The following is a 26105-nucleotide window of genomic DNA, read 5'->3' as shown; positions in this document are numbered from 1 at the left end:
GTGACCTGGCCCGATCCCTCTCGACCCGTCGCTACGCCTTTCTAGTCTGGTCACTAGACGACCGCATACAGCGGTATCGACCTCCCCGATCCGCCTGGTGCAGGTGTATCTTGCCGACCGAGGGGGTCTCGGAGACGCCCTCCCCTGCCAGTTCGACCGTGCGCCGCACGGCTGCCCGAAGGTCCCTCTCATGTCCGAAGACGTCATCACCAGGCCCGACCTCGCCTCAGATCCGACCGGTGCGACGCGCACCTCCGCCGAACCGGCGGGGGCGGCGCTGATGGAGCGTCTCGCGGGCGTGGTCCGAGATGCCGACGAGCTCGAGAGCTACCTCAGCACGGTCGTGCACGCGGTCCAGGAGGCCGTCGACTCCTGCGACGAGGTCGGCATCACGCTCCTGGTCGACTCCATCCCGCGGACGGCGGCGTACACGACGGCCCGCACCCTCGAGGTCGACGGCATCCAGTACGCCGTGGGCGACGGGCCCTGCCTGGACGCCTACCGCAACCAGCGCGAGAACCGCGCCACGCTCGGTGAGGCCCTCGACCGCTGGCCGGCGTTCACCGCCCAGGCGCTCGAGCACGGCTACCGGTCGCTCCTCGCGGTCCCCCTCGTCGCCGACAGCGAGGCCCTCGGGGCGCTCAACCTGTATGCGCGGGTCGCCGGCGCCTTCGACGAGCTGGACACGACCGTGGTCCGGATGGCGGCCCAGCGGTGCGCCGACACCATCGCCGCGGCGCAGGAGATCATCGGAGCGCGCACCCTCGCAGCCCAGCTCGAGCAGGCGATGGGCAGCCGCGCCGTCATCGAGCAGGCCAAGGGTGTGCTCATGGGGCTGCGCGGCATCACCGAGCAGCAGGCCTTCGAGATCATCCGCAGCCACAGCCAGAACCGCAACATCAAGGTGCGCGACCTCGCCCAGCGGATCGTCACCGGAACCTACAGCCACCTCGAGCCGGAGCAGGGGCCGAGCTGAACCTCTAGGCTTCGGACCATGGCTCGACCGCACCGCGCAGCCGTCATCGAGGACGCGATCAAGAGTCGGATCGCCGACGAGCTGACCGAGCGCGGCTGGCAGCACAAGATCATCGCCTACACCGGCTACGGGTCCGCGGGCTTCCTCCGGGTGCTCGCGCGCGTGCTGTTCAGTCGCACCCCGGACCAGACCGCGGCGGCCGACATCGAGGCGACCGACGACGAGCTGCGGCACGCCGACGAGGAGACGCGCGGTTGGCGGGCCTTCGTCACGGCTCCGGCCGCCGACGTCCCCGTCACCGTGCGCTTCTCGGACCGCGAGGTGACCACCCGCACCGACCGCTCCGGACTCGTCGACCTGACGATCCGCGGGCACGGACTGCTCCCCGGGTGGCACCACGTCGTCCTCGAGTCGCCGCGGGCGGTGTCGGTCGAGGCGCCGGTCCACGTCATCGCCTCGACCCAACGCTTCGGGATCATCAGCGACGTCGACGACACGATCCTGACGACCAACCTGCCGCGGCCGCTCGTCGCGTTCTGGAACACCTTCGTCCGCGAGGCGGCCGAGCGCCGGCCGGTGCCCGGGATGGCCGAGCTCTACCGCTCGTTCATCCGCGAGCACGAGGTGCCGACGAGTATCGAGCGCGAGGAGATGGGCGCCGAGGTGCCGGTGATCTACGTGTCCACCGGCGCGTGGAACACCGCCCCGCACCTCATGCGCTTCATCACCCACCACGGGTTCCCTCCCGGGCCGATGCTGCTGACCGACTGGGGTCCGACGAACACGGGGTGGTTCAGGTCCGGACCGGCCCACAAGCGCGCCCAGCTGCGGCGCATCGCCCGCGAGCTGCCCCACATCCGGTGGATCCTCGTCGGCGACACCGGCCAGAAGGACCCGATCCTGTACCGCGACTTCGCCGAGCACCACCCCGAGCTCGTCCGGGCGATCGCGCTGCGCGAGATGGGCCTGGGGGAGAAGGTCGTCACCCACGGGCCGCGCGCCCTGACGGCTGCCTCGGCCGCCGCCGCCCGAGGGCTGCCCGAGACGCCGGTCGTCGAGGCACCCGACGGGTGGGAGCTCGCGGTCCAGCTGCGTGCGGCCCTCGGCGCTGATGTCGACCCGTGGGCCCGATACCGCGACACCGACTGGTTCGTCGAGACGCCGCACCCGGTGGGCGACGACCACTGAGCCGGCACCTCCCCGGTCAGCCGGTGCGCGGTCTCCGGCCGCGGATGCCGTCACCGGCTGCAGATGCCGTCACCGGCCGCGACAATTGCTGCGGCCGGTGACTGCAACCACGGCGCCTCATCGGTTGTCCGCCCACCACACCTGACGGCGCGGCTCGGGGCAAGATGGGGTCATGCCCGAGCTGCCCGAGGTCCAGGCGTTGGTCGACTTCCTGACCGAGCGCGCCGTCGGCGAGGCGGTCACCGGGGTCGAGCTCGGGTCGATCACGGTGCTCAAGACGTTCAACCCGCCACCCGAGGCGCTGATCGGGGCGCCCGTCGAGTCGGTCACCCGGCACGGCAAGTTCATCGACCTCGACTGCGGCGGGACGCACCTGGTCTTCCACCTGGCCCGAGCCGGCTGGCTGCGGTGGTACGACGAGGTGCCCACCACCCGGCTGCGGCCCGGCAAGTCACCGATCGCCCTGCGGGTGCGCCTGAGCGACGGCGCCGGCTTCGACCTCACCGAGGCCGGCACGAAGAAGCGGCTGGCCGCATACATCACGGCCGACCCGCAGCAGGTGCCAGGCGTCGCCAGCCTCGGCCCGGACCCGCTCGCGGACGACTTCAGCGAGGAGGTCTTCGCGGAGATCCTCCGCTCGCGGAACGCGCAGGTCAAGGGCGTGCTCCGCGACCAGTCGATCATCGCGGGCATCGGCAACGCGTACTCCGACGAGATCCTGCACGTGGCCAAGCTCTCCCCGTTCGCGATCGCCGCTCGGCTCTCCGACGACGACCTCACCCGCCTGTATGCGGCGGTCCAGGGCACACTGGCCGCTGCGGTCCGGGCGGCGAGCGGGAAGCCGGCGGCCGAGCTCAAGGACGCCAAGCGGGCCGGGATGCGCGTGCACGGTCGGACCGGCGAGACCTGCCCCGAGTGCGGGGGCGTCGTGCGGGAGGTGTCGTTCGCGGACTCGTCCCTGCAGTACTGCGCGACCTGCCAGACGGGCGGCAAACCGCTGGCCGACCGCCGGACCTCGAAGTTCCTCAAGTGACGATCTGTGCTGTCATTGACCCATGTCGTTCATGAACCCAGAGCCCCCCGGCACCCCCGCGACCGGACTGGCCGATGACGCCGTGATGGTCGACGTGCGCGAGCAGGACGAGTGGGACCGCGGGCACGCCACCGGCGCGATCCACATCCCCCTGGCCGAGCTGCCCGCCCGCGTGGGCGAGCTGCCCGAGGTCGACGGCACGCTGCCGATCATGTGCCGCAGCGGCAACCGCAGCGGACGCGCGGTCGAGTGGCTCGTCGCGCAGGGCTTCGACGCCGTCAACGCCGAGGGCGGCATGCTCGCGTGGCAGTCGGCCGGCAAGCCGATGGTGAGCGAGGACGGCCAGGAGCCCTCCGTCAGGTGAGCCAGCCACCGGACGTCGACCTGGTCGCGGGGCGCTACCGCCTCGAGGACCGGGTGGGCGTCGGTGCGATGGGTGAGGTCTGGCGCGCCCGCGACGTCACTCTGCAGCGGGACGTCGCCCTCAAGCGGGTCCGCCTCGACAGCCATGTCGACGCCGCCACACGCGCCCGCTTCCAGCGCGAGGCCGTCGCGATGGCCGGCCTCTCCCACCCCAATGTCGTCAGCGTCTACGACGCGGGCACCGACGAGGCGGGTGACGGCCGCACCGCCTATCTCGTCATGGAGCTGCTCGACGGGCCGAGCTGTGCCGACCTCATCGCCTCGGGGCGGTCCCTCTCGCTCGGTGAGGTCGAGCGCATCGGCGCAGGCGTCGCCCGCGGACTCGCCGCGGCCCACGCGACGGGCGTCGTGCACCGCGACATCAAGCCCGGCAACGTCGTGGTGAGCCGCGGCGTGCCGACGATCGTCGACTTCGGCATCGCGCGTCTGGAGCAGGAGGCGACCACGACCCTCACCGCACCGCAGACGACGATCGGGACCGCCGCATACATGTCTCCGGAGCAGGCCATGGGCCGCCCGGTCGGTCCGGCGAGCGACGTGTACTCCCTCGGGGCCCTGCTCATCGCCCTGGCGAGCGGCTCACCGCCGTTCGGGTCCTCGAACGCGCTGGCGCTCATGCGCGCCCACATCGACGACCCGCCTCCCTCCCTCGGGAACCTGCGTGACGACGCGCCGCCGCGGCTCGTCGCGCTCCTCGACCGGATGCTCGCCAAGGACCCGGCCCGGCGGCCGACCGCGGCCGAGGTGGCCCGGGTGCTCGAAGGTGGCGAGCTGAGCCCGGAGCCCGAGGAGACGCAGGCCGTGGCGGCGGGTGCGGTTCCCACCCGGGTCACCTCCGCGACCGAGCGCTACACGGTGCCTCCCGCCTCGCCCGCACCCGAGACCGATGGTCGTGGCGGGCGGGGGCTGTGGTGGGTCGTCGCCGCCGCGCTGCTGGCCGTCGCCGGGGTGTTCGCGTGGCAGCTGCTGTCACCGGACGACACGACCGAGCCGACACCGACCGCGACCCAGACCGTGACGACGGGCGCGTCGCCGACGACGAGTGTCGTGACCTCCACGGTGACCGTCACGCCCACCCTGGAGCCTACGACGGAGCCCGCGACACCCACCGACGCGCCGCCGGAGACGCCCGACGGCCAGGCGGCCCTCGACGAGGCGGTGGCCTCCGTGGGCGCGGCCATCGCCGCGGTCGCCGACGAGGATGCTCGTGCCGAGCTCGATCAGCTCTGGCAGCCCGCGTCGAACGGCCTGCAGAGCCCGAATGCGGCGGCCCAGTTGGACGAGATCGTCACCGCGGCAGACCGGTTGCTCGACGAGGGCAGCCTGACCGAGTCCGAGCACACTTCGGTCGTCGACGGTGTCGAGGGAGTCATCGCCCTGCTCTGACCTGAGCGGTTCACGAACGGTGGCTCAACGCCTGCGGGCCCGTCCACGGCGGTCGGTCGGCCGGATCGGTTCGAGCACCTCCTGGATCCGACGCGTCGCGAGGTGCACCATGACCTGGGCGGCGGGGGAGAGGGTCGCGCCGGCCCGGTGCACGATCGCGAGCGTGCCGTACTGCCGCGGTTCGAGCCCGACCCAGTGCGCGCCCGGGGCGAGCCGGTCGACGACCTCGGTGACGACGCCCTTGCCGACGATGGTGTCGGCGAGGCCCCGTCCGACGAGCTCGACAGCCGTCTCGACGTCCTCGACCTCGATCCGTGTCTCCGGGTTCACGCCGGCCTCTCGAACCATCCGCCGGAGCTGGGCCCGGATGGGGTCGGTGGCGCGCCAGGTCGTCTCCGGCATGACGAGCGGAGCGCGGTCGAGATCGAGCGCCGACACGGGCCGCGCCGTGCGTGCCGGGTCCATCGACAGGTAGACGAGCTCCTCGCGCGCCACGGGCACGACGTGCAGGCCCTCGGTGCCGAGCTGGTCGACGCCGATCATGGCGGCCTCGATGTAGCCGCGGCGCAGGTGGTCCTCGACCTCGGTCGAGTTCTGCCCGATGAGCTCGACCCGGACACCCGGATGGCGCTCCAGCATGTCGGCGACGAGCTGGGCGCCCATGTAGAGCCGGGCCGTGCCGAACACCCCGAACCGGACCGTGCCCGACTCCAGCGTGCGCACCGAGCGGACCGCGCGGTCGGCCTGCTCGGCCGCGCCGACCGTCAGCTCCGCCAGAGGGCGCAGGGTCTCACCGGCGGGAGTCGGCGTGACCCCACGCCCGACCCGTGTGAACAGCTCGACGCCGTAGGACCGTTCGAGCGCGCGCACCTGCTCGGAGATGGACGGCTGGGCGTAGCCGAGGTCCTCGGCGGCCGCGGTGAAGGACCCGTGCTCGAAGACGGAGATGAAGCACCGCAGCTGGTGAAGCGTAGCCATAGGACAAGCCTATGGGTGAGAGAGGAAAGAGGGTGCTAGCGCTATAGGTAGAACCGGGCGATACTCGTCAGTAGGACAACGGCGTCACACCACCATCCACATCCCTGAAGAGGAGGACCCCCGATGTTCGCTCGCGAGTGCACCGAGTGCGGCAAGCGCATGCTCATCTTCCCCAGCCAGATCCTCGGCCTGAAGAACACCGGCGAGGACCTCGAGCTCACCTACGAGTGCTGGTGCGGCGCCCCGCAGACCTGCCACATGGACGCCCGAGGCAACCTCGTCCTCGCTGCCTGATCGAGGTCGATGCTCGCGTGGTGCCGGGCGGGGCGTGCAGCCCCTGCCCGGCACCACTCGTGCGTCTAGGGTCGATTGATTAGGGTCGGTCCATGCCTTCCGACTGGCCCTGGGCCGCCCACTTCGCCCCGGACGGCCCGTACTTCGCGACCGCGACCTCCGGGCTGCCGCCGCGGTTGACGGTCGAGGCGATGGACGCGGTGCTCGAGGACTGGCGCAGGGGGCTGCTGGACGCCATCGCGTTCGACCCGGTCATCGCCGAGACGAGGGACCTGTATGCGGCGCTCACCGGCGTCCATCCCGCCACCGTCGCCATCGGTCACCAGGTGAGCCCGCTCGTCGGGCTGGTTGCCGCCTCGATCCCGGACGGCTCGCAGATCCTGACGGCGGCAGGGGAGTTCACCAGTGTGACCTTTCCGTTCGCGGCGCAGGCGGAGAGGGGCATCACGGTCACCGAGGCACCGCTCGAGGCCCTGGCCGACGCAATGCATCCGGGCCTCGACCTCGTCGTCGTCTCCGCGGTGCAGTCCTCCGACGGTCGGGTCGCCGACCTCGACGCGATCGCGACGGCGGCCGACGAACACAGTGTCGACGTCCTCGTCGACCTCACCCAGGCCGCGGGCTGGCTGCCTGTGGACGCGGGACGCTTCGCCTACACGGTGTGCGGGGCATACAAGTGGCTGCTCTCCCCACGCGGCACGGCGTTCCTCACGGTGCGCGAGGACCGAATGCCCGCCATCACGCCGGGCCAGGCCGGCTGGTACGCCGGCCGACGGCCGTGGGAGTCGATCTACGGGCTGCCTCTGCGACTCGCGGACGACGCCCGGCGCTTCGACGTCTCGCCGGCGTGGTTCGCCTGGGTGGGGACCCATGCGTCGATGCGGTTCCTCACCGAGGTCGGCGTCGATGCGCTGCACCGGCACGCGCTCGAGGCCCAGTCGGCGTTCGCGCGGGCTGCTGGGATCGAGCCGAGTCCGAGCGCGATCGTCTCACTCGTCGCGGACGATGCGGTGGGTCGACTGCTCGCGGACGCCGGCGCCACCGCGAGTGTGCGCGCCGGCCGGCTGCGCCTGTCGTTCCACGTCAACAACACCGTCGCAGAGTCCGAGGAGATCGGGCGCCTGCTCCGCGGCCACGTCCACGCCTGAGCGCGCGACGCCGGGCGCGGGGGTGTGGTGCCGGACGCGGCGTTGTGCCCCCGCCTGGCACCACGTCGGCGTTATCCATAGGTCCGGCCCGGGAGAAACCTGCATATAGCTAGATTGCTCCCGGGTGTGGGTGGGGGTGGCCGAGAGAGTCCAGCAGCAGTGCCAGTCCGTATGCGGTGCGCTCGATCTCGCGCGGGTCCACCGACTCGCCGGGCGAGTGGATCCGGCAGGCCGGCTCCTCGACGCCGAAGAGCAGGATCTCCGCGTCCGGATGTGCCTCGTGCAACCGGCTGCACAGCGGGATGGCGCCGCCCTGCCCGACCGTTGTCAACGGCTGCCCGAACGCCGACTCCATCGCCACTGCCAGCGCGGCGAAGGCCGGCCCATCGGTGCGCGCGGCGAACGGCTGCCCGAGCGTCCGCGGCTCGACCTCGACCTCCACACCCCAAGGAGCGGCGGCCTCGAGGTGCTCGACGAGCAGTCGCTGCGCCTCCGCGGCGTCCTGTCCCGGCGGGACACGCAGGTTGACCATCGCCCGCGCCGTTCCCTGCACCGCCGCGGTGGCCTCGGCGACCCGGGGCGCGTCGATGGCGAGGATCGTCGCCGCCGGCCGCGCCCACAGCGTGTCTGCGACCGACCCGGACCCCAGCACCGGCGCGCCATCGAGCACTCCGGCGTCACGCCGGAACCGGTCGACCGGATAGTCCGCCCCGGCCCACGTTCCATCCGAGCCCAGCCCGTCCACCGTCGTGTCACCGTGCTCGTCCCGCAGCGTCGCGAGCACGTGGACCAGCGCGGCCAGCGCATCCGGCGCCGCCCCGCCGAACATCCCGGAGTGCACGGGCCCGTCGAGGGTCCGCACCGTGACGACCACGCTGCCCGTGCCGCGCAGCGACACCGTCGCGGTCGGCACACCTTGCTCGATGTTGCCGGAGTCGGCGATGAGCATGAGGTCGGCCGAGAACAGCTCCGGCCGGTCCTGCACGAGCCGCTCGATGCCACCGGTCGACATCTCCTCGGACCCGTCGCACACCATCCGCACCCCGACCGGCCACGGGCGCGGCAGCGCCCGCAACGCGGTCAGCAGCATGACGAGGTTGCCCTTGCAGTCGGCGGCGCCGCGCGCATACCAGCGACCGCTCCGCTCGACCAGCTCCCACGGTGAGCCGTCCCACTCGGCGAGGTCGCCGGGCGGCTGCACGTCGTAGTGCGAGTACAGCAGCACCGTCGGCGCACCCGGCGGTGCGGGCGAGGTGCCGAGCACGGCCCTGCTCCCGTCGGACGTCTCCACCTGCTCGACGTCGAGGCCGACCTCGCGGAACAGCCCGGTCACCGCATCGGCCGCGGCGTGGCACTCCTCTCGCGGGACGATCCGCTCGTCCGCGACCGACCGGAATGCGACGAGCGCCTCCAGATCGGCCCGTGCCCGCGCCATGTGGTCGGCGACGGCGGCCGCCAGGTGCTCTGTCATGCGCCTACCCCAGTCCGCTCACTCGTAGACGAACCGCTGGTCGCCGGGATAGAGCCAGGTCAGCGCCTCGCGTAGCCGGTCCCGCCAGTTCTCCCAGTTGTGGCCGTCGCGCGCCTCGCGGTAGCGGACGTCCATCCCGGCGTCCGCGAAGACGTTCGCCATCGAGCGGTTCGGCGTGATGAGCGGCTCGTACATCCCGCACGACTGGTAGATCCGGTCGGTCACCCGCCGCGGTTTGGCCCGGTAGGAGTTGACGAACTTCACGACCGGGTCGAACACCGCGCCACCGCCGTGGTCGAAGGCGATGTCGGTGAACACGAGGGACGCCGACTGCAGCAGCAGGGACCCGAAGAGCTCGGGATAGCGCACCGCGGTCGAGAACGACGCGATGCCGCCGAAGCTCGAGCCCATGAGGGTGCGCCCACCCGGACCCCCGAGCAGGGGATAGCGGTCGGAGAGGTAAGGCACGAGCTCACGGGCGACGAACCGGGCGTGCGGGGCGTGGTTGGCGTATTCGACCAACCGGTTCCCCGGCGGGATGAAGGCGACGACGAGGTCGGCGATCTCGCCGCGGTGGATGAGGTTGTCGAGGACGGTCTTCATCGAGGCGTACTGCAGATAGTCGTCGCCGTCGTGGACGACGAGCAGCGGGTGGTGCACGAGCGGTACGAACCGGGCCGGGACGTAGACCTTGAACCTGACCTGCCGGCGCAGTGCCTTGGACTGCAGGGTCTCGTCGACGAGCTCCCCGGAGCGGGCCTCCGGGTCGGGGAGGGTCCACTCCGGCACGACGTACCCCGTGGCGGCGCAGACCGAGCTGGCCCCGAACGGCCCGTGCGCCAGCCGTGGGTTGAGCGGGTCGTTGACGTGCGACTCGCGCTGCTCGCCTCGGATGATCTCGAACTGGTACTCCACCCTCGACTCCGGCGGCATGTCGATGGAGACGTACCAGAGAGAGGTATGCGGCACTCGCCTCATCGAGAGCGGGTCCGGCAGTCCCTGGACCCGGTGACGGACGAGGACCTCGTCGGCCTCGCCGACCCAGAGGAACGTGGCGCGCGGACCCTCCACGATGGGCGAGCCGTGCTTGGCGACGAACCGCTCTGCACGGGCCTGGTCGACGGGCCGCTCGAGCAGCCGGTTGATGGCGAGCCGCCTCATCCGCCACCACCCCGACCGATCGGACCGCCGTTCGGGACCGCGCCGGCACCCTCGGCCACGGTGCTCACCCGACCCTCGGCGGTGATCACGCGCGCGTCGGGTGGCAGCTCGCCGTCGTCGCCGATGACGACCCTGCCGCCGTCGTCGAGCAGGACGACGCGGGCCGGCGCGTAGCGGTGGGCGAGCACGGTGTTGCGGTCCGTGTCGTCGAGCTGGAGCCGCCGCCGGGCGTGCGGCATGGCCACGATGCCGTGGACGCGCCCGAGTCCGCGGTCCCACACCTCGGAGGGCCGCACCCCTTCGGGACCCTTGTCGTTGTAGAGCACGATGAGATCGGTCAGGACCATCGCACCCGCCGACCAGCCGATGATCGGCAGGTGGTCCGGCGGCTCGACGGCGAAGAGACGCAGGCACCGGGACAGGTAGGCGACGTGTCCGCCGGCGATCGCGAGGAGGCTTGCGCCGCCGATGATCTCGGCCACCTCGGCGCGATGCTGCGCGATGACGTCGGAGGTGTCGACCCCCCCGTCCGCGCGCAGCTCACCCTCGAGCTCGGTGAGCACCCAGAGGAACCAGGCGTCGATGTCGCGAACAGACTGTAGGCCGGCGCGCAGGGATGAGTCGACGAGGTCGTCCCGGACGCTGCGTCGCGAGATCGCATACACCGCGTCGAGCGCATGCTGGAGCCGGAGGGTGTAGAGCTCGCTCGCCTCGTCGACGGCCCGGTTGTAGGCGCTCGCCGCGGTCGCGAACGTGCGGTCGTGCCGGACGACGTGCCCCAACCGGGTGAACAGGTGCAGGTTGCGGCTGCGTCCGCCGAGGACCTGGTCGAGCTCGGCGTCGTCCTTCTCGCGGTCCCGCCAGCCGGCGGTCACGGTCGCCACCGTGCCCTCCGGGGCCAGGCCGCGCGCCACCGTCCCCGCCGTCATGCGGAAGCGCTGCGGTCCGAGCAGAACGGTCGTCATGGGTGGCCGGGTCGAGGCGTCGTCGGGGAGCGCCGGACTCAGCCCGCGTGGACGTGGACGGTCCGGCCGACGTCGTCGAGCATCGCCCGCAGGGTGTCGTAGTCCGGGTGCTTCATCCGGACGTAGGCGTTGGCCATGTAGCCGGCCTCAACCGCCTGGGTCGGTGTGCCGGCGCCGGGAAGGTGCGTGTCGATGATCCACTCGCCGTAGCGGCCGGCGACCTCGTCGACGCCGGAGTACCCGTGGATGTGGCCGTCGTGGTCGGGTCGCAGCGCGACGATGCCGGCGGAGTAGGCGCGGGAGAGCGGATGGTCGACGCGCCCGTGCACGACCGCGTGCGCCCACTCGCGGTAGACGTCGACGTCGTTGGCGGCGGAGTACAGGTCCCAGCACCCGACTCCCGGCGGACGGCAGCCGATCTCGGAGAACCGCAGGCCCTTGTCGCCGTAGAACCACTCCATGTGGGTCGCCGAGGTGCCGATGCCGAGGACCTCGCCCACCCGCTGGCCGAGCTCGCGGACCTCGGCGTACATGGCGGAGTCGTTGATCCGGTTCGTCGTGACGAACTGCGGGGAGATCCAGCGGTGCCGCATCGCCTCGAGCACGTTGGGGTAGTAGTGCGTGATCCAGTCGTGGGTCGTTGCGCCGTCGACCGTGATCGTGTCGTAGAAGCCCTCGTGGCCGTCGACGAACTCCTCGACGGCGATGCTCGGCGTGTCGCCGAAGCCGACCAGGGCGGTCTCCAGCTCGCCGTCGCTCGTGACCTTGACGGTGCCCTGGGCGCCCGCGCCGGCGCGCGGCTTGAGGATGAGCGGGTAGCCGACCTCCTTGGCGAAGTCGCGCACCTGGTCGGCCGTGTCGGCCGCAGTGCTCGCGGCGGTCGGGATGCCGGCGGCCCGCAGGACCTCCTTCATCGACGGCTTGTCGCGGCACAGCCAGGTCGTGCGCACCGACGTGCCGGGGATCCCGCGCGCCTCGCGGACGTGCGCCGCGGCGAGCTGGTGGCTCTCGACGGTGGACTCCAGGGCGTCCACCCACGCGATCGACTGCGCCCATTTCACGGCGGCCTCGAGCTGGTGGACGTCGGTGACGTTGTCGACCTTGTAGTAGGCGACGAGCGCGTCGCGCACCTCGTGCTCGAGCCAGTCCTCAGGCGTCTCGCCGACGCCGATGACGTTGGCGCCCACCTCGCGAAGCGCGTGCACGAAGCGCCGTTGGTTGCGCGGGAACGACGGCTCGACGAAGACGATGTTCACCTTATCGAGCCTAGCGCCGCGAGCGCTCCCGAGCGCCGGTCAGTCGGGGGTATGCGCGCGCACCCAGTCGACGACCTCGCCGATGACCTCGGCCCGGTTGGTCTCGTTGAAGACCTCGTGCCTCGCCTGCGGGTGCAGCCGCACCGTGACGTCACGGACCCCGGCCTCCCGGTAGCGCGAGCCGAGCAGCTCCACGAGCTGCCCACCGCCGGCGAGCGGGTCGGCGTCGCCGGACACGATGAGGATCGGGAGGTCCGGCCGGATCCCCTGCAGTGCAGCGGGATCCGAGACCCGGCCGACATGGGAGAACAGGGCCGGCAGGGTCTCCGGTGGCGTGTCGAACCCGCACAGCGGGTCGGCGACGTAGAGGTCGACCTCGGCCTCGTCGCGGGAGAGCCACTCGTACCCGGTGCGGTGCTCGAAGCCGGCGTTGAACGCCTCGAGGCCGGCAGGTCCGTCCTCCGGAGCCTCGGCGAGGCTCGCCGCGAGCACGTCGACGGCGGTGGACCCGGACAGGACGACACCGGCATACTGCTCCGAATGCTCCAGCAGGGCCGACTGTGCGGCGAAGGACCCCATCGAGTGCGCGACGAGGAACAACGGCAGGCCCGGATGCTGCTCCCTAAGCGCTGCACCGTACGCGACGAGGTCGTCGACCAGGCCGTCCCACCCGGCGGCGCCGAAGTCGCCCGCGACCTGCGCGATCGACGAGCCGTGACCGCGGTGGTCGACCGCCGACACGACGTATCCGGCGTCGTTCAGCGCGTGGGCGACCCGCGCATACCGGCCCGAGTGCTCGGCCAGCCCGTGCGCGATCTGGACGATCCCGCGTGGGCTGTCGACGTCGGCGCCCCACGTGTAGCTCGTGAGCTCGAGTCCGTCGACGGGTGAGGTGAAGGTCCCTGGTGTGTGGCTCATGACCGCAGCATCCCACGCGGGCATCGGGACGTGGGAGCGTTGGGACGGCTGTCCCGTCCGCTCGAGGAATGAGCCACCTCACGCGCGCGGCCGGGCAAGGGGTTCGTATCGTGGAGGGGTGACCTCGTCGAGCGTCCGCGCCATGCACGAGCCGCATGCCGCCTCCGGGGAGACGATGCTCACCCTCCTCGACGTCGAGCGAGTGGGACTGTCCGGCCACGAGGCCGAGCGTCGCCTCGCCGAGCACGGCCCGAACAGGCTGCCCGAGCCGGAGCGGGACCATCCGGTCGTGCGGTTCGCCCGGCACTTCCACGACGCACTGATCTACGTCCTGCTCGCGGCCGCCGTCGTGACGACCCTCCTCGGCGAGTGGATCGACACCGGCGTGATCCTGGCGGTCGTCATCCTCAACGCCCTCATCGGCTTCATCCAGGAGGGGCAGGCCGAGCACGCTCTCCAGAGTCTGCGCTCGATGCTCTCCACGCGGGCGCACGTCCGCCGGGACGGGGACTGGCGACAGTTGCCGGCCGACGACCTCGTGCCGGGTGACATCGTCCGCCTGGCCGCAGGGGACCGGGTGCCCGCCGACGTGCGCCTCCTCGACGCGACCAACCTGGCCATCGAGGAGGCGGCGCTCACGGGCGAGTCGGAGCCCTCGCGCAAGTCCCCGGCGGCGGTGGACGCGGGACGAGAGCTCGGGGACCGCTCGTCGATGGCCTACTCCGGCACCCTGGTCACCGCCGGCACCGGGGTGGGTGTCGTGACGGCCACCGGGCCGTCCACCGAGATCGGCCGGATCAGCACGATGATCGCCGACGTGCAGCGGATCGCGACGCCGTTGACCCGGCAGATGAACCGCTTCGGATCCCTCCTCAGCAGCGGCATCGTCGCAGCCGCGGCCGTCCTCTTCCTGGTGGGTTGGCTGGTGCGGGACTTCTCGCTCGGGGACATCACGCTGGCAGCCATCGGCTTCGCGGTCGCCGCGATCCCGGAGGGTCTGCCGGCGATCCTCACCATCACCCTCGCGCGAGGGGTGCAGCTGATGGCCCGTCGCAACGCGATCACCCGCCGGCTCGACGCGGTCGAGACCCTCGGGTCGGTCACCGTGATCTGCTCGGACAAGACCGGGACCCTGACCCAGAACGAGATGACGGTCCAGCACGTGCTGACCTCGAGCGGTGCCTACCGGGTCGAGGGCGTCGGATACTCGCCGACCGGACGGGTGGTGCCGCTCGACGGTGCGCCGGAGCCGGACGCCTCGCCCGACCTGCTCGCGCTCGCGACCGTCGCCGGCCGCTGCAACGACGCCCGCCTCCGGTCGACGGGGGACCGCTGGCAGCTGGTCGGCGAGCCCACCGAGGGCGGACTCCTGGCCTTCGCCCGCAAGGCCGGCTACGACGCCGGCCGCGGCGAGCGGGTCGCCGAGCTGCCGTTCGACTCCGATGCCAAGGTGATGGCGACCCTCGACGAGATCGACGGGTCCCGGTGGCTCCACCTGAAGGGAGCGCCGGACCGGGTGCTGCACCTCTGCGTGGACGAGGGTGTCGCCCGGCGGCCCCTCGAGCGGGAGGTGTGGGAGCGGCGAATGGCCGAGCTGAGTGGGCGCGGGCTGCGCGTCCTCGCCGCAGCGGTGCGCTCGGCGGATGGCTCGACCGGCGTGGACCGGGCGACAGTTGAGGCCGGCGGCTTCACTCTCGTCGGACTCCTGGGGTTGCTCGATCCCCCGCGACCCGAGGCGGTGGCCGCGATCGCCGAGTGTCAGGACGCCGGCATCCGGGTGGTCATGATCACCGGCGACCACGCCGGCACGGCACGGGCGATCGCCGAAAGGATGGGGATCCGGGCCGATCATGTCGTCACCGGCAGTGAGCTCGACCGTACGGACGACGACCAGCTCGGTGAGATCGTCTCCCGCACCGACGTCTTCGCCCGGACCGCGCCGCAGCACAAGCTCCGGATCGTCACGGAGCTGCAGGCACGTGGCGAGGTCGTCGCGATGACCGGTGACGGCGTCAACGACGCACCGTCGCTCAAGCGGGCCGATGTGGGCGTCGCCATGGGTATCAAAGGGACCGAGGCGACGAAGGAGGCCGCCGAGATCGTCCTGGCCGACGACAGTTTCGCCTCGATCGGCCGTGCGGTCAAGCAGGGGCGGACGATCTACGACAACCTGCGCAAGTCGGTGACGTTCGTCCTGCCGACCAATGGGGCGCAGGGCCTCGTGATTCTCGGCGCGGTGCTCGCGGGTGCGGTTCTGCCGTTGACCCCACTGCAGGTGCTGTGGGTCAACCTGGTGGTAGCGGTCACCCTGGCTCTCGCACTGGCTTTCGAGCCCTCCGAGCCGGGGGTGATGGACCGGCCGCCGCGGGACGCCGACGAGCCGCTGCTCGACCGTGCGTCGTTGGTCCGAATCCTGTACGTATCCCCGGTGATCGGTGCTGTGACCTACGCGGTCTTCGCCATGGAGATGGCGGCGGGGGCCGAGGTCGAGGTCGCCCGGACGGCCGCGTTGACCACTCTGGTCGTGGCCCAGGCGTTCTATCTGCTCAACATGCGCTTCGTCTCGGCCGGGAGCCTGCGGCGCGAGCTGTTCACCACCAACCCGGTGGCCTGGCTGAGCATCCTCGTGCTGGTGGTCCTGCAGCTGGTCTTCGTCTACGCGCCCCCGATGGAGGTCTTCTTCGACGCGGCCCCCCTCGCAGCGCGGCACTGGGCGGTCGCCGTCGGAGTCGGCGCGGGCGTATTCGTGCTCGTCGAGCTCGAGAAGGCCTTCACTCGACGTCGTGGCTGGTGAGAGCCCCACTCGCGGATCAGACCGAGCGCCGTGTGACCTGTGTCCCAAAGTTGCGGATTCCACTACTACGAGTTGTAGTACGACAAGTAGTAGTAGTAACGTCGTCGACGGATGAACACACCAAGGACATCCGCCCGACACCCGCCACGATGCCGGGCTCCGGATCACCCGGGCGCACACAGACCCGGAGGAGGTTTTCACAATGGCACAGCGACTTCGTCTCGTCGGCTACATGCTCATGGCTTTCGGACTCGTCTTCTTCGTCGGATCGGGCGTTGCCTTCAGCATCTACAACGACGGCAAGAACTCCCTTCAGAGCTTCAGCGAGGTTCAGAACGTCGAGCTCTCCTACAACGAAGAGGGCCAGCTCACCGACCGCGGCCAGACCGAAGAGGCCGACAAGATCATGGCGATGCTCACGGACGAGTGGGGCTACCCGGTCTCCGAGCGCGAGATGGACGCCTCCGACCCGCTCGTGAACACGGCGAGCGAGTACATGTACCAGATGGCCACCATCGTCTACCACAGCATCAGCGGCTCCACCGAGATCACCCTCATGGAAGACCAGCTCGTCGACGCCGAGGGCAACCCGGTCACCGAGATCACCGTCGGCGACGAGACGCTCGCCGTCCCGCAGCCCTTCCCGGCCGAGGGTTGGACCATCGAGTACCCGGTCGACTTCAAGTACTGGGCCGACTTCGACCGCACCAACCCGGCCGACGCCGTCGCCCGCAGTGAAGTCTGGACCGGAACCGTCCACGGTCTCGTCGGTGAGCTCGGTGTCGGCACCGTCACCGCCTCCGCCCTGAAGATCGCGCTCGGCATGGTCGCGCTTCTCGCCGGCCTCGGCGCCGTCAACCTCCTCCTCGGTGCGGGCCTGGTCTGGACCTCCGCCGCCGGCCGCACCGGTGGCAAGGTCGAGGACACCGCCTCGCCTGTGGCCTCCCCCGAGCGCGAGCTCGTCGGCAGCCACTGACACCGCCAGCCACACCGGCACAGCACGAAACGCGGCGACTGCGGAGCCGCACCGGAGGGCCGGGAGCCACGAGCTCCCGGCCCTCCGCCGTTGGGTAGGTCCGGGGGTGGCGCGTTCTTGCGCGTTTGGGCAGGTGCGGTGAGTTCGGTGCGCTACAGCGCGCCGAACTCAGCGCAACGCACCAAACACGCCGACAGCGGCAGGGCGGCGGGATGGGCTGGTGGCGCTACTCCGAGCCCCAGACCCCGGCCTCGGCGTCCTCGACCCGACGGCGAGCGTCGGTGTGCCGGCGGTGCAGGTGCTCGGTGACCTGCCAGCGCGCGTAGTCCCGCTGCGGGCGCCGGGCCCGCGCGGCCAGGGCCCCACCGGCGGCCACCCCGACGACCGCCCCGAGTCCGAGGAGCTTGAGCCACCTGTCGCGCGAGGCCATGGAGCCAGGATGGCACGGGGCGACCGGCTGCCCGCCCCAGCGGGTCCTGCAACACTGTCGCCCATGATCAGCCTCGAGGAGGGCCTGGCTGCGGCGCGCACCGGCGACCTTTGGATCTTCCGTGGCCGCACGGTGGTCAACAAGGTCATGCACGCGGCGACGAACAGCCCGGTCAACCACGTCGGCATGACGGTCGCCCTCGACGACCTCCCGCCGTTGCTCTGGCACGCGGAGATCGGCCGCTCGATGTACGACTACTGGGCCGGGCGGCACCACCGCGGCACGCAGCTGCACGACCTGAAGGAGGCGGTGCAGCGGTGGCAGGACCGGTACGGCCAACGGGCGTACCTGCGTCAGCTCACCCCGGAGGTCGGTCTCCCGGAGGAGGACCGGATGATGCTGGCCATCGCCCGGCTCGACGGCACGAGCTTCCCGTCCTACGTGCGACTCGCCGCCCGCTGGCTCGCCGGTCGCGACGCCCACGCCTCCCGGCGGCGTCGCGAGCGGGTTCGACCCCAGGACGCGTTCTGCGCCGAGGTCGTCGGCACCACGCTCACCGAGATGGGGATCCTCAGCGCCGACGTGCCGCCCGAGTGGTACGACCCCGGTCGGTTCTGGAGCGGCGACTCCCTCCCGCTGCGGCCGGGCTGGAGCTACGGAGCCGAGGTCGAGGTCGCCCGGGAGGGAGCGTCGCTCACAGATGCTTGAGCGCCTCGCGCCGTGACAGCGGTGACAGCCGCGGGCGGGCGGCGACGAACTCCCGCACCCAGTCCGGGTCCGTGCGCGCGTAGTCCCGCAGCGCCCACCCGATCGCCTTGCGCGCGAAGAAGTCCGGGTCGGCAATGCTCGGCTCGATGACGTCGGTGAGCAGTGCGCGATCGGTCCGATCCTTGGCGCCCACCTGGGCGAGGATCGCGGTGCGCCGGATCCACAGGTCCTCCTCGTGCGCCCACTCCCGCAGCACCGGCGCGATCTCGTCCGGCCGGTCGAGCAGCAGCTCGCGCACGCGGTGGGTCGCGAGGTCGTCGACGACGTCCCACCACCTCCCGGTTCGCACGAGGTGCTCGACGAGGGGAAGCGTCGCCGGGTCCCGCCACCCGCGATAGGCGCGGTGTCCGAGGAGGGCGAGCGCCGCATACCAGTGCTCGCGGTGGGTCGCCTCGTCCCAGAGGGCGCGCACGGTCGCCTCCCACCGCCCCCGCTCCGCGATCCGGTATGCGCTGCTCGCCAGCACCGGTCGCAGCGCCTGTCGCAGAGTCGGGCTGGTCAGCCCGAGGTAGGGGAGGCTCGACTTCATGTAGCGCTGTTGTCCCACCGCCCGCTCGGGGTCGGCGTGCGCGGCGAGGGCGTCTCGGATCGCCTCGACGAGCTCGTCGTGAGGGTGGCTCGACGGTAAGCGGGAGGACGCGTTCGTCATGAGGCCACTATCCCCGGGTTGTGTCATGGAGACACGCCGACGTCTCGGCTGGATCACCGGCGTGTCTCCATGACACAACCGGGCCGGAGGCGTTGAGGGCGACTCAGGCGCGGTCGACGAGCGCGCCGACGTCGACGCCGGTCGGCAGCGCGCCGTAGACGAGGCTCCGGTCCGCCCCGAGCCGCGTCTGGACGAACGCGTCCGCGACGAACCCCGGCGCATAGCGGACGAGTACGGCCGCCTGCAGTGCGAGGGCCATCGCCTCCACGACCTGCCGGGCCGTGCGTGGCTCGGCCTTCGTCATCAGGGCCAGGCACCGGTCCAGCGCCGAGTCGAACAGTGCCGAGTGCCCGCGGGCCGGCTCGAGCTCGGCGAGGAACGCCTCGACCGACTCCGGCGCGGTCGCCATCGCCCGCAGGACGTCGAGCGCGATGACGTTGCCCGAGCCCTCCCAGACGGCGAGCACCGGCTGCTCGCGGTACCGGCGCGCGAGCGGGAAGGCCTCCGTATAGCCGTTGCCGCCGAGGCACTCGAGCGCCTCGTACGCGTGCTCGGGGCCGCGCTTGCACACCCAGTACTTCGCCACCGGCGTCGCCAGCCGCGAGAACGCCGCGGCCTGGGCGTCGGTCGCGTCCAGGGCTCCGGCGAGCCGCATCATCGTCCAGGTCGCGGCCTCGGCCTCGAGCTGGAGGTCCGCCAGCACCGCCGTCATCGCCGGCTGGTCGACGAGCCGGGCCCCGAACGCCGACCGGTGCCGCGCATGCCAGACCGCCTCGGCCACCGACTGGCGCATTCCCGCCGCGGTGCCGATGACGCAGTCGAGCCGGGTCCGATTGACCATCTCGACGATCGTCCGGACGCCGCGGCCCTCCTCGCCGACGAGCCACCCGACCGTCGTGTTCAGCTCGATCTCACCCGAGGCGTTGGACCGGTTGCCGAGCTTGTCCTTGAGCCGTTGGATCGCGAACGGGTTGCGCTCGCCGCCGGGCAGCACGCGCGGCACGAGGAAGCACGAGAGGCCCTGCCGGTCTTCTCCCAGCTCCGTCTGGGCGATCACGAGGAACGCATCGGACTGCGGGGCCGAGCAGAACCACTTGTGGCCGGTGAGCGCATACGTGCCCTCGCCGTGCGAGCCCGCAGGGACCGCCCGGGTCGTGTTGGCCCGCACGTCGGAGCCGCCCTGCTTCTCGGTCATCGCCATGCCGAAGATCGCGCTGTCCTTCGTCGCCGGGTCGCGCAGCTCGGGGTCGTAGGCACGTGAGTACACCCGCGGCAGCCACTGCTCCGCGAGCGCGGGCGTCGTCATGAGCGACGGAACGACCGCGTGCGTCATCGAGACCGGGCAGGCGTGCCCCGGCTCGACCTGGGCGAAGAGGTGGAACTGCGCGGCCCTCGCGACGTTCGCACCGGGGCCCGGCTCGGCCCAGGCGCCCGTGTGTGCCCCGGCCCCGACGGCAGCGCCCATGATCCGGTGGTAGCCGGGGTGGAACTCGACCTCGTCCACCCGATGGCCGTAGCGGTCGTGGGTGTGCAGCCGGGGTGGGGAGGTGTGCGCGAGCTCGGCATCGCGCTGGAAGTCATCCTGGCCGACGAGCCGGCCGGTGGCCCGCAATGCCTCCTCGGCCCAGCCCGCCCCGAACGCGTGCACGGCCTCCCGCAGGGCCGGGTTCGTGCCGTACTCGTCGACGTCCACCCGCGGTGGCGGCTGGTTGAAGACGGTGTGCGTCACACCCTCGGCTGGACGGTCGTCACCGCTGCTATACATATGTTCAGGATAGGAGTGCGGCGGCAGGTGCGCGCCGCATACCGGGAATCGCTTGGGCGAGCCCGAAGACCACGGGAGTGAGACCGCATGACTGGACAGGCGATCATCTACGACGCCGTGCGCACGCCGCGCGGGCGCGGCAAGGCGACCGGCGCGCTGCACGAGGTCAAGCCGATCGACCTCACCGTCGGACTGCTGGGCGCGCTCGCCGAGCGCAACCCCGGCCTGACCGAGCGGGTCGACGACATCGTCATGGGCATCGTCTCGCCGATCGGGGACCAGGGGTCGGTGCTCCCGCGGATCGCTGCGCTCAAGGCGGGCTGGCCGGAGCCGGTCGCAGGGGTGCAGCTCGACCGATTCTGCGGGTCCGGGCTCGAATCGGTGAACCAGGCCGCTGCGCGGGTGCGCTCCGGCTGGGAGCACCTCATCGTCGCCGGCGGCGTCGAGTCCATGTCGCGCGTGCCGATGGGCAGCGACGGCGGCGCCTGGGCGATGGACCCGGCGACCGCGCTCGCGACCGACTTCGTCCCGCAGGGGATCAGTGCGGACCTCATCGCGACGGTCGAGGGCTACTCCCGCGAGGACGTCGACCGGTATGCGGTGGAGAGTCAGCGTCGTGCCGCGGCCGCGTGGGAGGCCGGCTGGTTCGGACGCTCGGTCGTGCCCGTGCGCGACCAGAACGGACTGGTCGTCCTCGACCGCGACGAGACGGTCCGCCCGGACGCCTCGCTGGAGTCGCTGCGGGCGCTCAAGCCGTCGTTCGCGGCGATCGGTGACATGGGCGGCTTCGACCACGTGGCGCTCGAGAAGTACCACTGGGTCGACGAGATCCGGCACGTCCACCACGCGGGCAACTCCTCGGGGATCGTCGACGGTGCCGGGCTCGTCGTGGTCGGCAGCGAGTCGGTCGGTGCCGAGCTGGGTCTCACCCCACGGGCTCGGGTCGTCTCGGCCGCGGTCGTCGGGTCCGAGCCGACGATCATGCTCACCGGGCCGGCGCCGGCGTGCCGCAAGGCGCTCGCCGTGGCCGGGATGCAGGCCGCTGACATCGACCTCGTCGAGATCAACGAGGCCTTCGCCGCGGTGCCGCTGAAGCTCATGTCGGAGATGGGCTGGAGCGAGGAGCAGACCAATGTGAACGGCGGCGCGATCGCGATGGGACACCCGCTCGGCGCGACCGGCGCGGTCATCCTCGGAACCCTCGTCGACGAGCTCGAGCGGCGCGACCTCACGACCGGCATCGCGACGCTGTGCATCGGCGGCGGCATGGGCATCGCCACCATCGTCGAGCGCATCTGACGCGCGGAATCCAGAGAGCGGAAACACCCATGAGCGAGAACATGATCGGCTACGAGCGCGACGACGAGGGGATCGTCACGCTGACGATGGACGACCCCACCGCCGGGGCGAACACGATGAACGACCTGTTCATCCGCTCCTTCGCGCAGACCGTCGAACGGCTCGAGGCCGAGCGCGACGAGATCGCCGGCGTCGTGCTCACCTCGGCCAAGAAGACCTTCTTCGCCGGCGGCAACCTCACCGACCTCCAGGCGGCGAGCCCGGAGCACGCCGATGAGTTCTTCGCCGGGGTCGAGGCCATGAAGGCGACCCTGCGCCGGCTGGAGCGGCTGGGCCGACCGGTCGTCGCGTGCGTGAACGGCGCCGCGCTCGGCGGAGGCTTCGAGCTCGCCCTGGCGTGCCATCACCGCATCGTCGTCGACGACCCCAAGGTCAAGCTCGGCTTCCCCGAGGTCACGCTAGGCCTGCTTCCCGGAGGGGGTGGGGTGACCCGGTCGGTGCGGATGCTCGGCATCACCGAGGCCCTGATGTCCTGGTTGCTGCAGGGTCAGCAGCGCACGCCGGCCGACGCATACGACAAGGGCATGGTCGACGAGCTCGTGGCGACCCGTGATGACCTCGTGCCCGCAGCGCGGGCGTGGATCCTCGCGCACGCGGATGACGAGAGCGCGGCGACCAAGCCGTGGGACCGTCCCGGCTACAAGATCCCGGGTGGCACGCCGAGCAGCCCGTCCTTCGCGGCGAACCTGCCGGCGTTCCCGGCCACCCTGCGCAAGCAGCTCAAGGGGGCGCCGATGCCCGCGCCGCGGGCGATCCTGTCGGCGGCCGTCGAGGGCGCGCAGGTCGACTTCGACACGGCGAGCCGGATCGAGAGCCGCTACCTGACGACGCTGGCGACCGGGCCGGTGAGCACGGCGATGATCCAGGCGTTCTTCTTCGACCTGCAGGCGATCAACTCCGGTCGACTGCGGCCCGCGGGAGCCGATGGGCAGCCCTTCGAGCAGCGCCGCGTGGGGCGGGTCGGCATGGTCGGCGCCGGGATGATGGGTGCCGGGATCGCCTATGCCTGTGCCCGCTCCGGCATCGACGTGACCCTGCGCGACATCACGCTCGAGGGCGCCGAGAAGGGAAAGGCGCACGGCGAGCGGCTCCTGGCTCGGGCGGTCGAGCAGGGTCGGATGGCGCAGTCGGCCGCCGACGAGGTGCTCGCCCGGATCCACCCGACCGCCGACATGGCCGACCTCGCCGGCGTCGACGTCGTCATCGAGGCGGTGTTCGAGGACTTCGAGCTCAAGAAGCAGGTGTTCGCCGAGATCGAGAGCGTGGTCGGGCCGGAGACGCTCCTGTGCTCGAACACCTCGACGCTGCCGATCACGAGCCTGCAGACCTTCGTCTCACGACCGCAGGACTTCATCGGGCTGCATTTCTTCAGCCCGGTCGACAAGATGCAGCTCGTCGAGATCATCCGCGGCGAGCACACCAGCGACGAGACCACGGCCCGCGCGGTCGACATCGTCCAGCAGATCCGCAAGATCCCGATCGTCGTCGGCGACGGCCGCGGGTTCTTCACGAGCCGGGTCTTCGGTCGGCTCATCGCCGAGGGGGCCGACCTGCTCGCCGAGGGTGTCGACCCGCAGACGGTCGAGCGGGCCGCGACGATGGCCGGCTTCCCCGCGCCGCCGCTCGCGATGACCGACGAGGTCTCGCTGACGCTCACCCAGCACATCCGGGCCGAGGCGGACAAGGCGGCGGCCGCGGAGGGTCGCACGCGCGACGTCCGCCCGGGTGAGCGACTCATCGACCGGATGGTGGAGGAGTTCGGGCGCAAGGGCCGCGCCGCCGGGGCCGGGTTCTACGACTACCCGCAGGATCGGGCCAAGGTGCTCTGGCCGGGGCTGCGCGAGCACTTCGCCCGCGGCACCGGGGCGGGTCGCGGGGCGGAAGGGCGCACCGACGCAGTCCCGATGCGCGACCTCCAGGACCGCTACCTCTTCGCGATGGCGCTCGACACGGCCCGATGCTTCGAGGAGGGCGTCCTGCGCGACACCGAGTCGGCCAACATCGGCGGGATCTTCGGGATCGGTTTCCCACCGCATACGGGAGGGCCGGCGACGTTCATGACGAACTACGCGTCAGCGGACCACGGGAACGGTCTCGTCGGCTTCGTGGCGCGTGCGGACGAGCTGGCCGACGCATACGGCGAGCGGTTCCGGCCCACCGACTGGCTGCGCGCGAAGGCGGCGGCGGACAATTCCCTCACCTGAGCCCCCACCCGCCGTTTGGTGCGTAGCTACCAGTTCGGTGCGAGATCTCGCACCGTTCCGTCGAACACCGCCCCGGCCGCGGCCACCGCTCAGAGCGAGCGGCCGATGAGCTCCTTCATGATCTCGTTCGTGCCGCCGTAGATCCGCTGCACCCGCGCGGCGGCGTACAGCCGGGCGATCGGGTACTCGCGCATGTAGCCGTAGCCGCCGAACAGCTGCAGGCACCGGTCGACGACCGAGCACTGCAGGTCGGTCGTCCAGTACTTCGCCCGGGAGGCCGTCACCGGGTCGAGCCGGCCTTCGAGGTGCAGCGCCATGCAGTGGTCGAGGAAGGTGCGTGCCGCCAGCACCTCGGTCGAGACCTCGGCGAGGGTGAAGCGGGTCGCCTGGAAGTCGACCACGCGGCGACCGAAGGCCTCCCGGTCCTTGCTGTATGCGGTGGCCAGCTCCACCGCGTATTCCGCCGCCGCGACGGCTCCGACCGCGATCGCCAGGCGCTCCTGCGGCAGCTGGCTCATCAGCTGGTAGAACCCCTGGCCCTCCTCGGGGCCGAGCAGGTCGCCGACGGGCACGCGGACGTCGGTGAAGTGCAGCTCGCGGGTGTCCTGACCGTGCATGCCGATCTTGTCGAGAACGCGGCCGCGCTCGAAGCCGGGTGTCGGCTCGCCGGTCTCGGGGTCGGTCGTCTCGACGACGATGAGCGAGATCCCCTGCGCTCCTTCGCCACCGGTGCGGCAGACGACGATGACGATCCCTGCATGCGAGGCATTGGTGATGAAGGTCTTGGACCCCGTGATGACGTAGTGGTCGCCGTCGCGCCGTGCCGTGGTCCGGATGCGCTGCAGGTCCGAGCCGGCGCCGGGCTCGGTCATCGCGATGGCGCCGACGAGCGCGCCGCTCGCCATCCGCGGCAGCCAGCGCTGCTTCTGGTCGGGGGTCCCGAATACCTCGAGGTAGGGCGCGACGATGCCCGAGTGCACCGTGTGGCCGAACGAGTCGTCACCCGACCGCGCCTGCTCCCACATGACGGCCGCCTCGTGCGCGAACGTGCCACCACCCCCGCCGTACTCCTCCGAGCCGCCGATGCACAGCAACCCTGCCCGGCCCGCGGCCAGCCACGTCTCGACGTCGACCTGGTGCTGCGCGTCGAAGCGCTCGAGATGCGGCACGACCTCGGTGTCGAAGAAGTGCCGGGCCAACTTCGCGACCTCGGCGACGTCACCGCTCAACCAGGGCGACGCATACGGCTGGGGCGTGAGCATCTGCATGAGGCGAGCGTATCGACGCATGCTATACATGCATATAGGAACCTGCGTGTCTGTTCAGTTCGTCGGACACGTGTGTGCGCGCTGGCGGTAGTCTCCGACGCATGACGACCACTACCGCGCCGTCGGACCTGACCGGCCGGGCCCGGATCCGCGAGGCGGCGCTGCGGCTCTATGCCGCGCACGGGGCGGAGGCGGTGAGCCTGCGGGCGGTGGCGCGAGAGGCGGGCGGCACGCCGGGCCTGGTGACGCACCACTTCGGGTCGCGGGCCGGGCTCTACCGCGCCGTGCAGGACCACGTCGTCGAGATGTTTCGCACTGCCCTCGAGCAGGTGCCGACGTCGGGCGCTCCACGGACCGTGGCCGCTGCGCGGACCGCGAGTGTCGAGCGGATGCTCGCGGACAACCCCGCGGTCGGCGACTTCGTGCGCCGCGAGCTGCTCAGCCCCTCACCGCACGACGATCACCTCGCGCGGGCGCTCATCGACCTGACCATCGAGCAGACGAGGGAACTGCGCCGCGCCGGCACCCTGCCGTCGGACGTCCCGGCCCACGTCCAGGCGGTGCGGACCATCGTCGCCCAGCTCGGCCGGATGCTCATCGGACCGGCACTCGAGCGCGCATGGGAGCAGGCCGGCGGGGCCCCGCCGACCCCCGAGGTGCGGGTCACCCTCAAGGACGCCTGAGCGCGCCTGGGG

General features: G+C 71.4%; 23 protein-coding genes. 13 read left to right on the top strand and 10 right to left on the bottom strand.

Annotated elements, in window-relative coordinates; all coding sequences use genetic code 11:
- The first annotated feature begins 190 nt into the window (after nt 1-190).
- From GA707_RS11405 to GA707_RS11385, 5 genes are all read left to right on the top strand, one after another.
- Nucleotides 191-976 (top strand): GAF and ANTAR domain-containing protein, encoded by a 786-nt coding sequence (locus GA707_RS11405; protein WP_152178551.1) that lies wholly within the window; start codon nt 191-193, stop codon nt 974-976.
- A gap of 18 nt (nt 977-994) precedes the next feature.
- Entirely contained in the window at nt 995-2164 is a 1170-nt protein-coding gene (locus GA707_RS11400) for an App1 family protein (protein ID WP_152178550.1), read from the top strand.
- A 172-nt stretch (nt 2165-2336) separates the two neighbouring features.
- Entirely contained in the window at nt 2337-3197 is an 861-nt protein-coding gene (locus GA707_RS11395) for an Fpg/Nei family DNA glycosylase (protein WP_152178549.1), read from the top strand.
- A gap of 31 nt (nt 3198-3228) precedes the next feature.
- The gene (locus tag GA707_RS11390) at nt 3229-3561 is read left to right on the top strand and encodes a rhodanese-like domain-containing protein (protein WP_226963731.1); all 333 of its coding nucleotides are present in this window, start codon (nt 3229-3231) and stop codon (nt 3559-3561) included.
- Complete coding sequence (locus tag GA707_RS11385; protein ID WP_152178547.1) at nt 3558-5006, top strand: serine/threonine-protein kinase; 1449 nt, start codon at nt 3558-3560, stop codon at nt 5004-5006. Before GA707_RS11390 ends, GA707_RS11385 begins: the two co-directional genes overlap by 4 nt.
- Nucleotides 5007-5030: 24 nt before the next feature.
- On the opposite strand, the gene GA707_RS11380 is transcribed toward GA707_RS11385, so the two are convergent.
- Nucleotides 5031-5984 carry a LysR family transcriptional regulator gene (locus GA707_RS11380; RefSeq protein ID WP_152178546.1) on the bottom strand — a complete coding sequence of 318 codons (954 nt, stop codon included), beginning with the start codon at nt 5982-5984 and terminating at the stop codon, nt 5031-5033.
- A gap of 123 nt (nt 5985-6107) precedes the next feature.
- On the opposite strand from GA707_RS11380, the gene GA707_RS20855 reads away from it, so the two are divergent.
- Together GA707_RS20855 and GA707_RS11375 are read left to right on the top strand one after the other, a co-directional pair.
- Entirely contained in the window at nt 6108-6278 is a 171-nt protein-coding gene (locus tag GA707_RS20855; protein ID WP_193315295.1) for a hypothetical protein, read from the top strand.
- Nucleotides 6279-6370: 92 nt separating this feature from the next.
- Nucleotides 6371-7426, top strand: a complete 1056-nt coding sequence (locus GA707_RS11375) for an aminotransferase class V-fold PLP-dependent enzyme (protein ID WP_152178545.1) — start codon at nt 6371-6373, stop codon at nt 7424-7426.
- Nucleotides 7427-7535: 109 nt separating this feature from the next.
- Here GA707_RS11375 and GA707_RS11370 read toward each other — a convergent pair whose 3' ends face one another.
- The 5 genes from GA707_RS11370 to GA707_RS11350 are packed head-to-tail and all read right to left on the bottom strand — an operon-like array spanning nt 7536 to nt 13197.
- The gene (locus tag GA707_RS11370) at nt 7536-8897 is read right to left on the bottom strand and encodes a dipeptidase (protein ID WP_152178544.1); all 1362 of its coding nucleotides are present in this window, start codon (nt 8895-8897) and stop codon (nt 7536-7538) included.
- Nucleotides 8898-8915: 18 nt separating this feature from the next.
- Nucleotides 8916-10058 (bottom strand): alpha/beta hydrolase-fold protein, encoded by a 1143-nt coding sequence (locus GA707_RS11365; RefSeq protein WP_152178543.1) that lies wholly within the window; start codon nt 10056-10058, stop codon nt 8916-8918.
- Nucleotides 10055-11023, bottom strand: coding sequence for a Type 1 glutamine amidotransferase-like domain-containing protein (locus tag GA707_RS11360; RefSeq protein ID WP_152178542.1), 969 nt, complete (start codon nt 11021-11023; stop codon nt 10055-10057). Before GA707_RS11360 ends, GA707_RS11365 begins: the two co-directional genes overlap by 4 nt.
- A gap of 38 nt (nt 11024-11061) precedes the next feature.
- A complete protein-coding gene (locus GA707_RS11355) occupies nt 11062-12279 on the bottom strand; it encodes an acetyl-CoA carboxylase biotin carboxylase subunit family protein (protein WP_152178541.1) in 1218 nt (405 codons plus the stop codon).
- A 39-nt stretch (nt 12280-12318) separates the two neighbouring features.
- Nucleotides 12319-13197, bottom strand: coding sequence for an alpha/beta hydrolase (locus tag GA707_RS11350; RefSeq protein WP_152178540.1), 879 nt, complete (start codon nt 13195-13197; stop codon nt 12319-12321).
- A gap of 118 nt (nt 13198-13315) precedes the next feature.
- Here GA707_RS11350 and GA707_RS11345 point away from each other — a divergent pair, with 118 nt between their 5' ends.
- Together GA707_RS11345 and GA707_RS11340 are read left to right on the top strand one after the other, a co-directional pair.
- Complete coding sequence (locus GA707_RS11345) at nt 13316-15991, top strand: HAD-IC family P-type ATPase (protein ID WP_226963730.1); 2676 nt, start codon at nt 13316-13318, stop codon at nt 15989-15991.
- Between the two features lie 202 nt (nt 15992-16193).
- Nucleotides 16194-16967, top strand: a complete 774-nt coding sequence (locus GA707_RS11340; protein ID WP_152178539.1) for a hypothetical protein — start codon at nt 16194-16196, stop codon at nt 16965-16967.
- A gap of 226 nt (nt 16968-17193) precedes the next feature.
- Here the strand turns inward: GA707_RS11340 and GA707_RS11335 are convergent, their stop codons facing one another.
- Nucleotides 17194-17397: a hypothetical protein gene (locus GA707_RS11335; RefSeq protein WP_152178538.1), complete on the bottom strand. Its 204-nt coding sequence runs from the start codon at nt 17395-17397 to the stop codon at nt 17194-17196.
- Nucleotides 17398-17460: 63 nt separating this feature from the next.
- Here GA707_RS11335 and GA707_RS11330 point away from each other — a divergent pair, with 63 nt between their 5' ends.
- On the top strand, nt 17461-18105 hold the full coding sequence (locus GA707_RS11330) for a hypothetical protein (protein ID WP_152178537.1): 645 nt from the start codon (nt 17461-17463) through the stop codon (nt 18103-18105).
- Here GA707_RS11330 and GA707_RS11325 read toward each other — a convergent pair.
- Nucleotides 18092-18814 (bottom strand): DNA alkylation repair protein, encoded by a 723-nt coding sequence (locus tag GA707_RS11325; RefSeq protein WP_152178536.1) that lies wholly within the window; start codon nt 18812-18814, stop codon nt 18092-18094. The genes GA707_RS11330 and GA707_RS11325 overlap by 14 nt on opposite strands.
- 103 nt (nt 18815-18917) lie before the next feature.
- The gene (locus GA707_RS11320) at nt 18918-20543 is read right to left on the bottom strand and encodes an acyl-CoA dehydrogenase family protein (protein WP_226963729.1); all 1626 of its coding nucleotides are present in this window, start codon (nt 20541-20543) and stop codon (nt 18918-18920) included.
- Nucleotides 20544-20666: 123 nt separating this feature from the next.
- Between GA707_RS11320 and GA707_RS11315 the strand changes: the two genes are divergently transcribed.
- Both GA707_RS11315 and GA707_RS11310 read left to right on the top strand, forming a co-directional pair.
- Nucleotides 20667-21878: an acetyl-CoA C-acetyltransferase gene (locus GA707_RS11315; RefSeq protein ID WP_152178534.1), complete on the top strand. Its 1212-nt coding sequence runs from the start codon at nt 20667-20669 to the stop codon at nt 21876-21878.
- Between the two features lie 29 nt (nt 21879-21907).
- Nucleotides 21908-24142 carry a 3-hydroxyacyl-CoA dehydrogenase NAD-binding domain-containing protein gene (locus GA707_RS11310; protein WP_152178533.1) on the top strand — a complete coding sequence of 745 codons (2235 nt, stop codon included), beginning with the start codon at nt 21908-21910 and terminating at the stop codon, nt 24140-24142.
- A gap of 89 nt (nt 24143-24231) precedes the next feature.
- Here the strand turns inward: GA707_RS11310 and GA707_RS11305 are convergent, their stop codons facing one another.
- Nucleotides 24232-25410: an acyl-CoA dehydrogenase family protein gene (locus tag GA707_RS11305; protein WP_152178532.1), complete on the bottom strand. Its 1179-nt coding sequence runs from the start codon at nt 25408-25410 to the stop codon at nt 24232-24234.
- 101 nt (nt 25411-25511) lie between these two features.
- Between GA707_RS11305 and GA707_RS11300 the strand changes: the two genes are divergently transcribed.
- Nucleotides 25512-26093, top strand: a complete 582-nt coding sequence (locus tag GA707_RS11300; protein WP_152178531.1) for a TetR/AcrR family transcriptional regulator — start codon at nt 25512-25514, stop codon at nt 26091-26093.
- The last annotated feature ends 12 nt before the right edge of the window (nt 26094-26105 follow it).

It is taken from the genome of Nostocoides sp. F2B08 (assembly GCF_009184895.1).
Taxonomy (GTDB): Bacteria; Actinomycetota; Actinomycetes; order Actinomycetales; family Dermatophilaceae; genus F2B08.
Note: the sequence above shows the minus strand (reverse complement) of the source record. Positions and strands in the feature narration are given on the sequence as shown.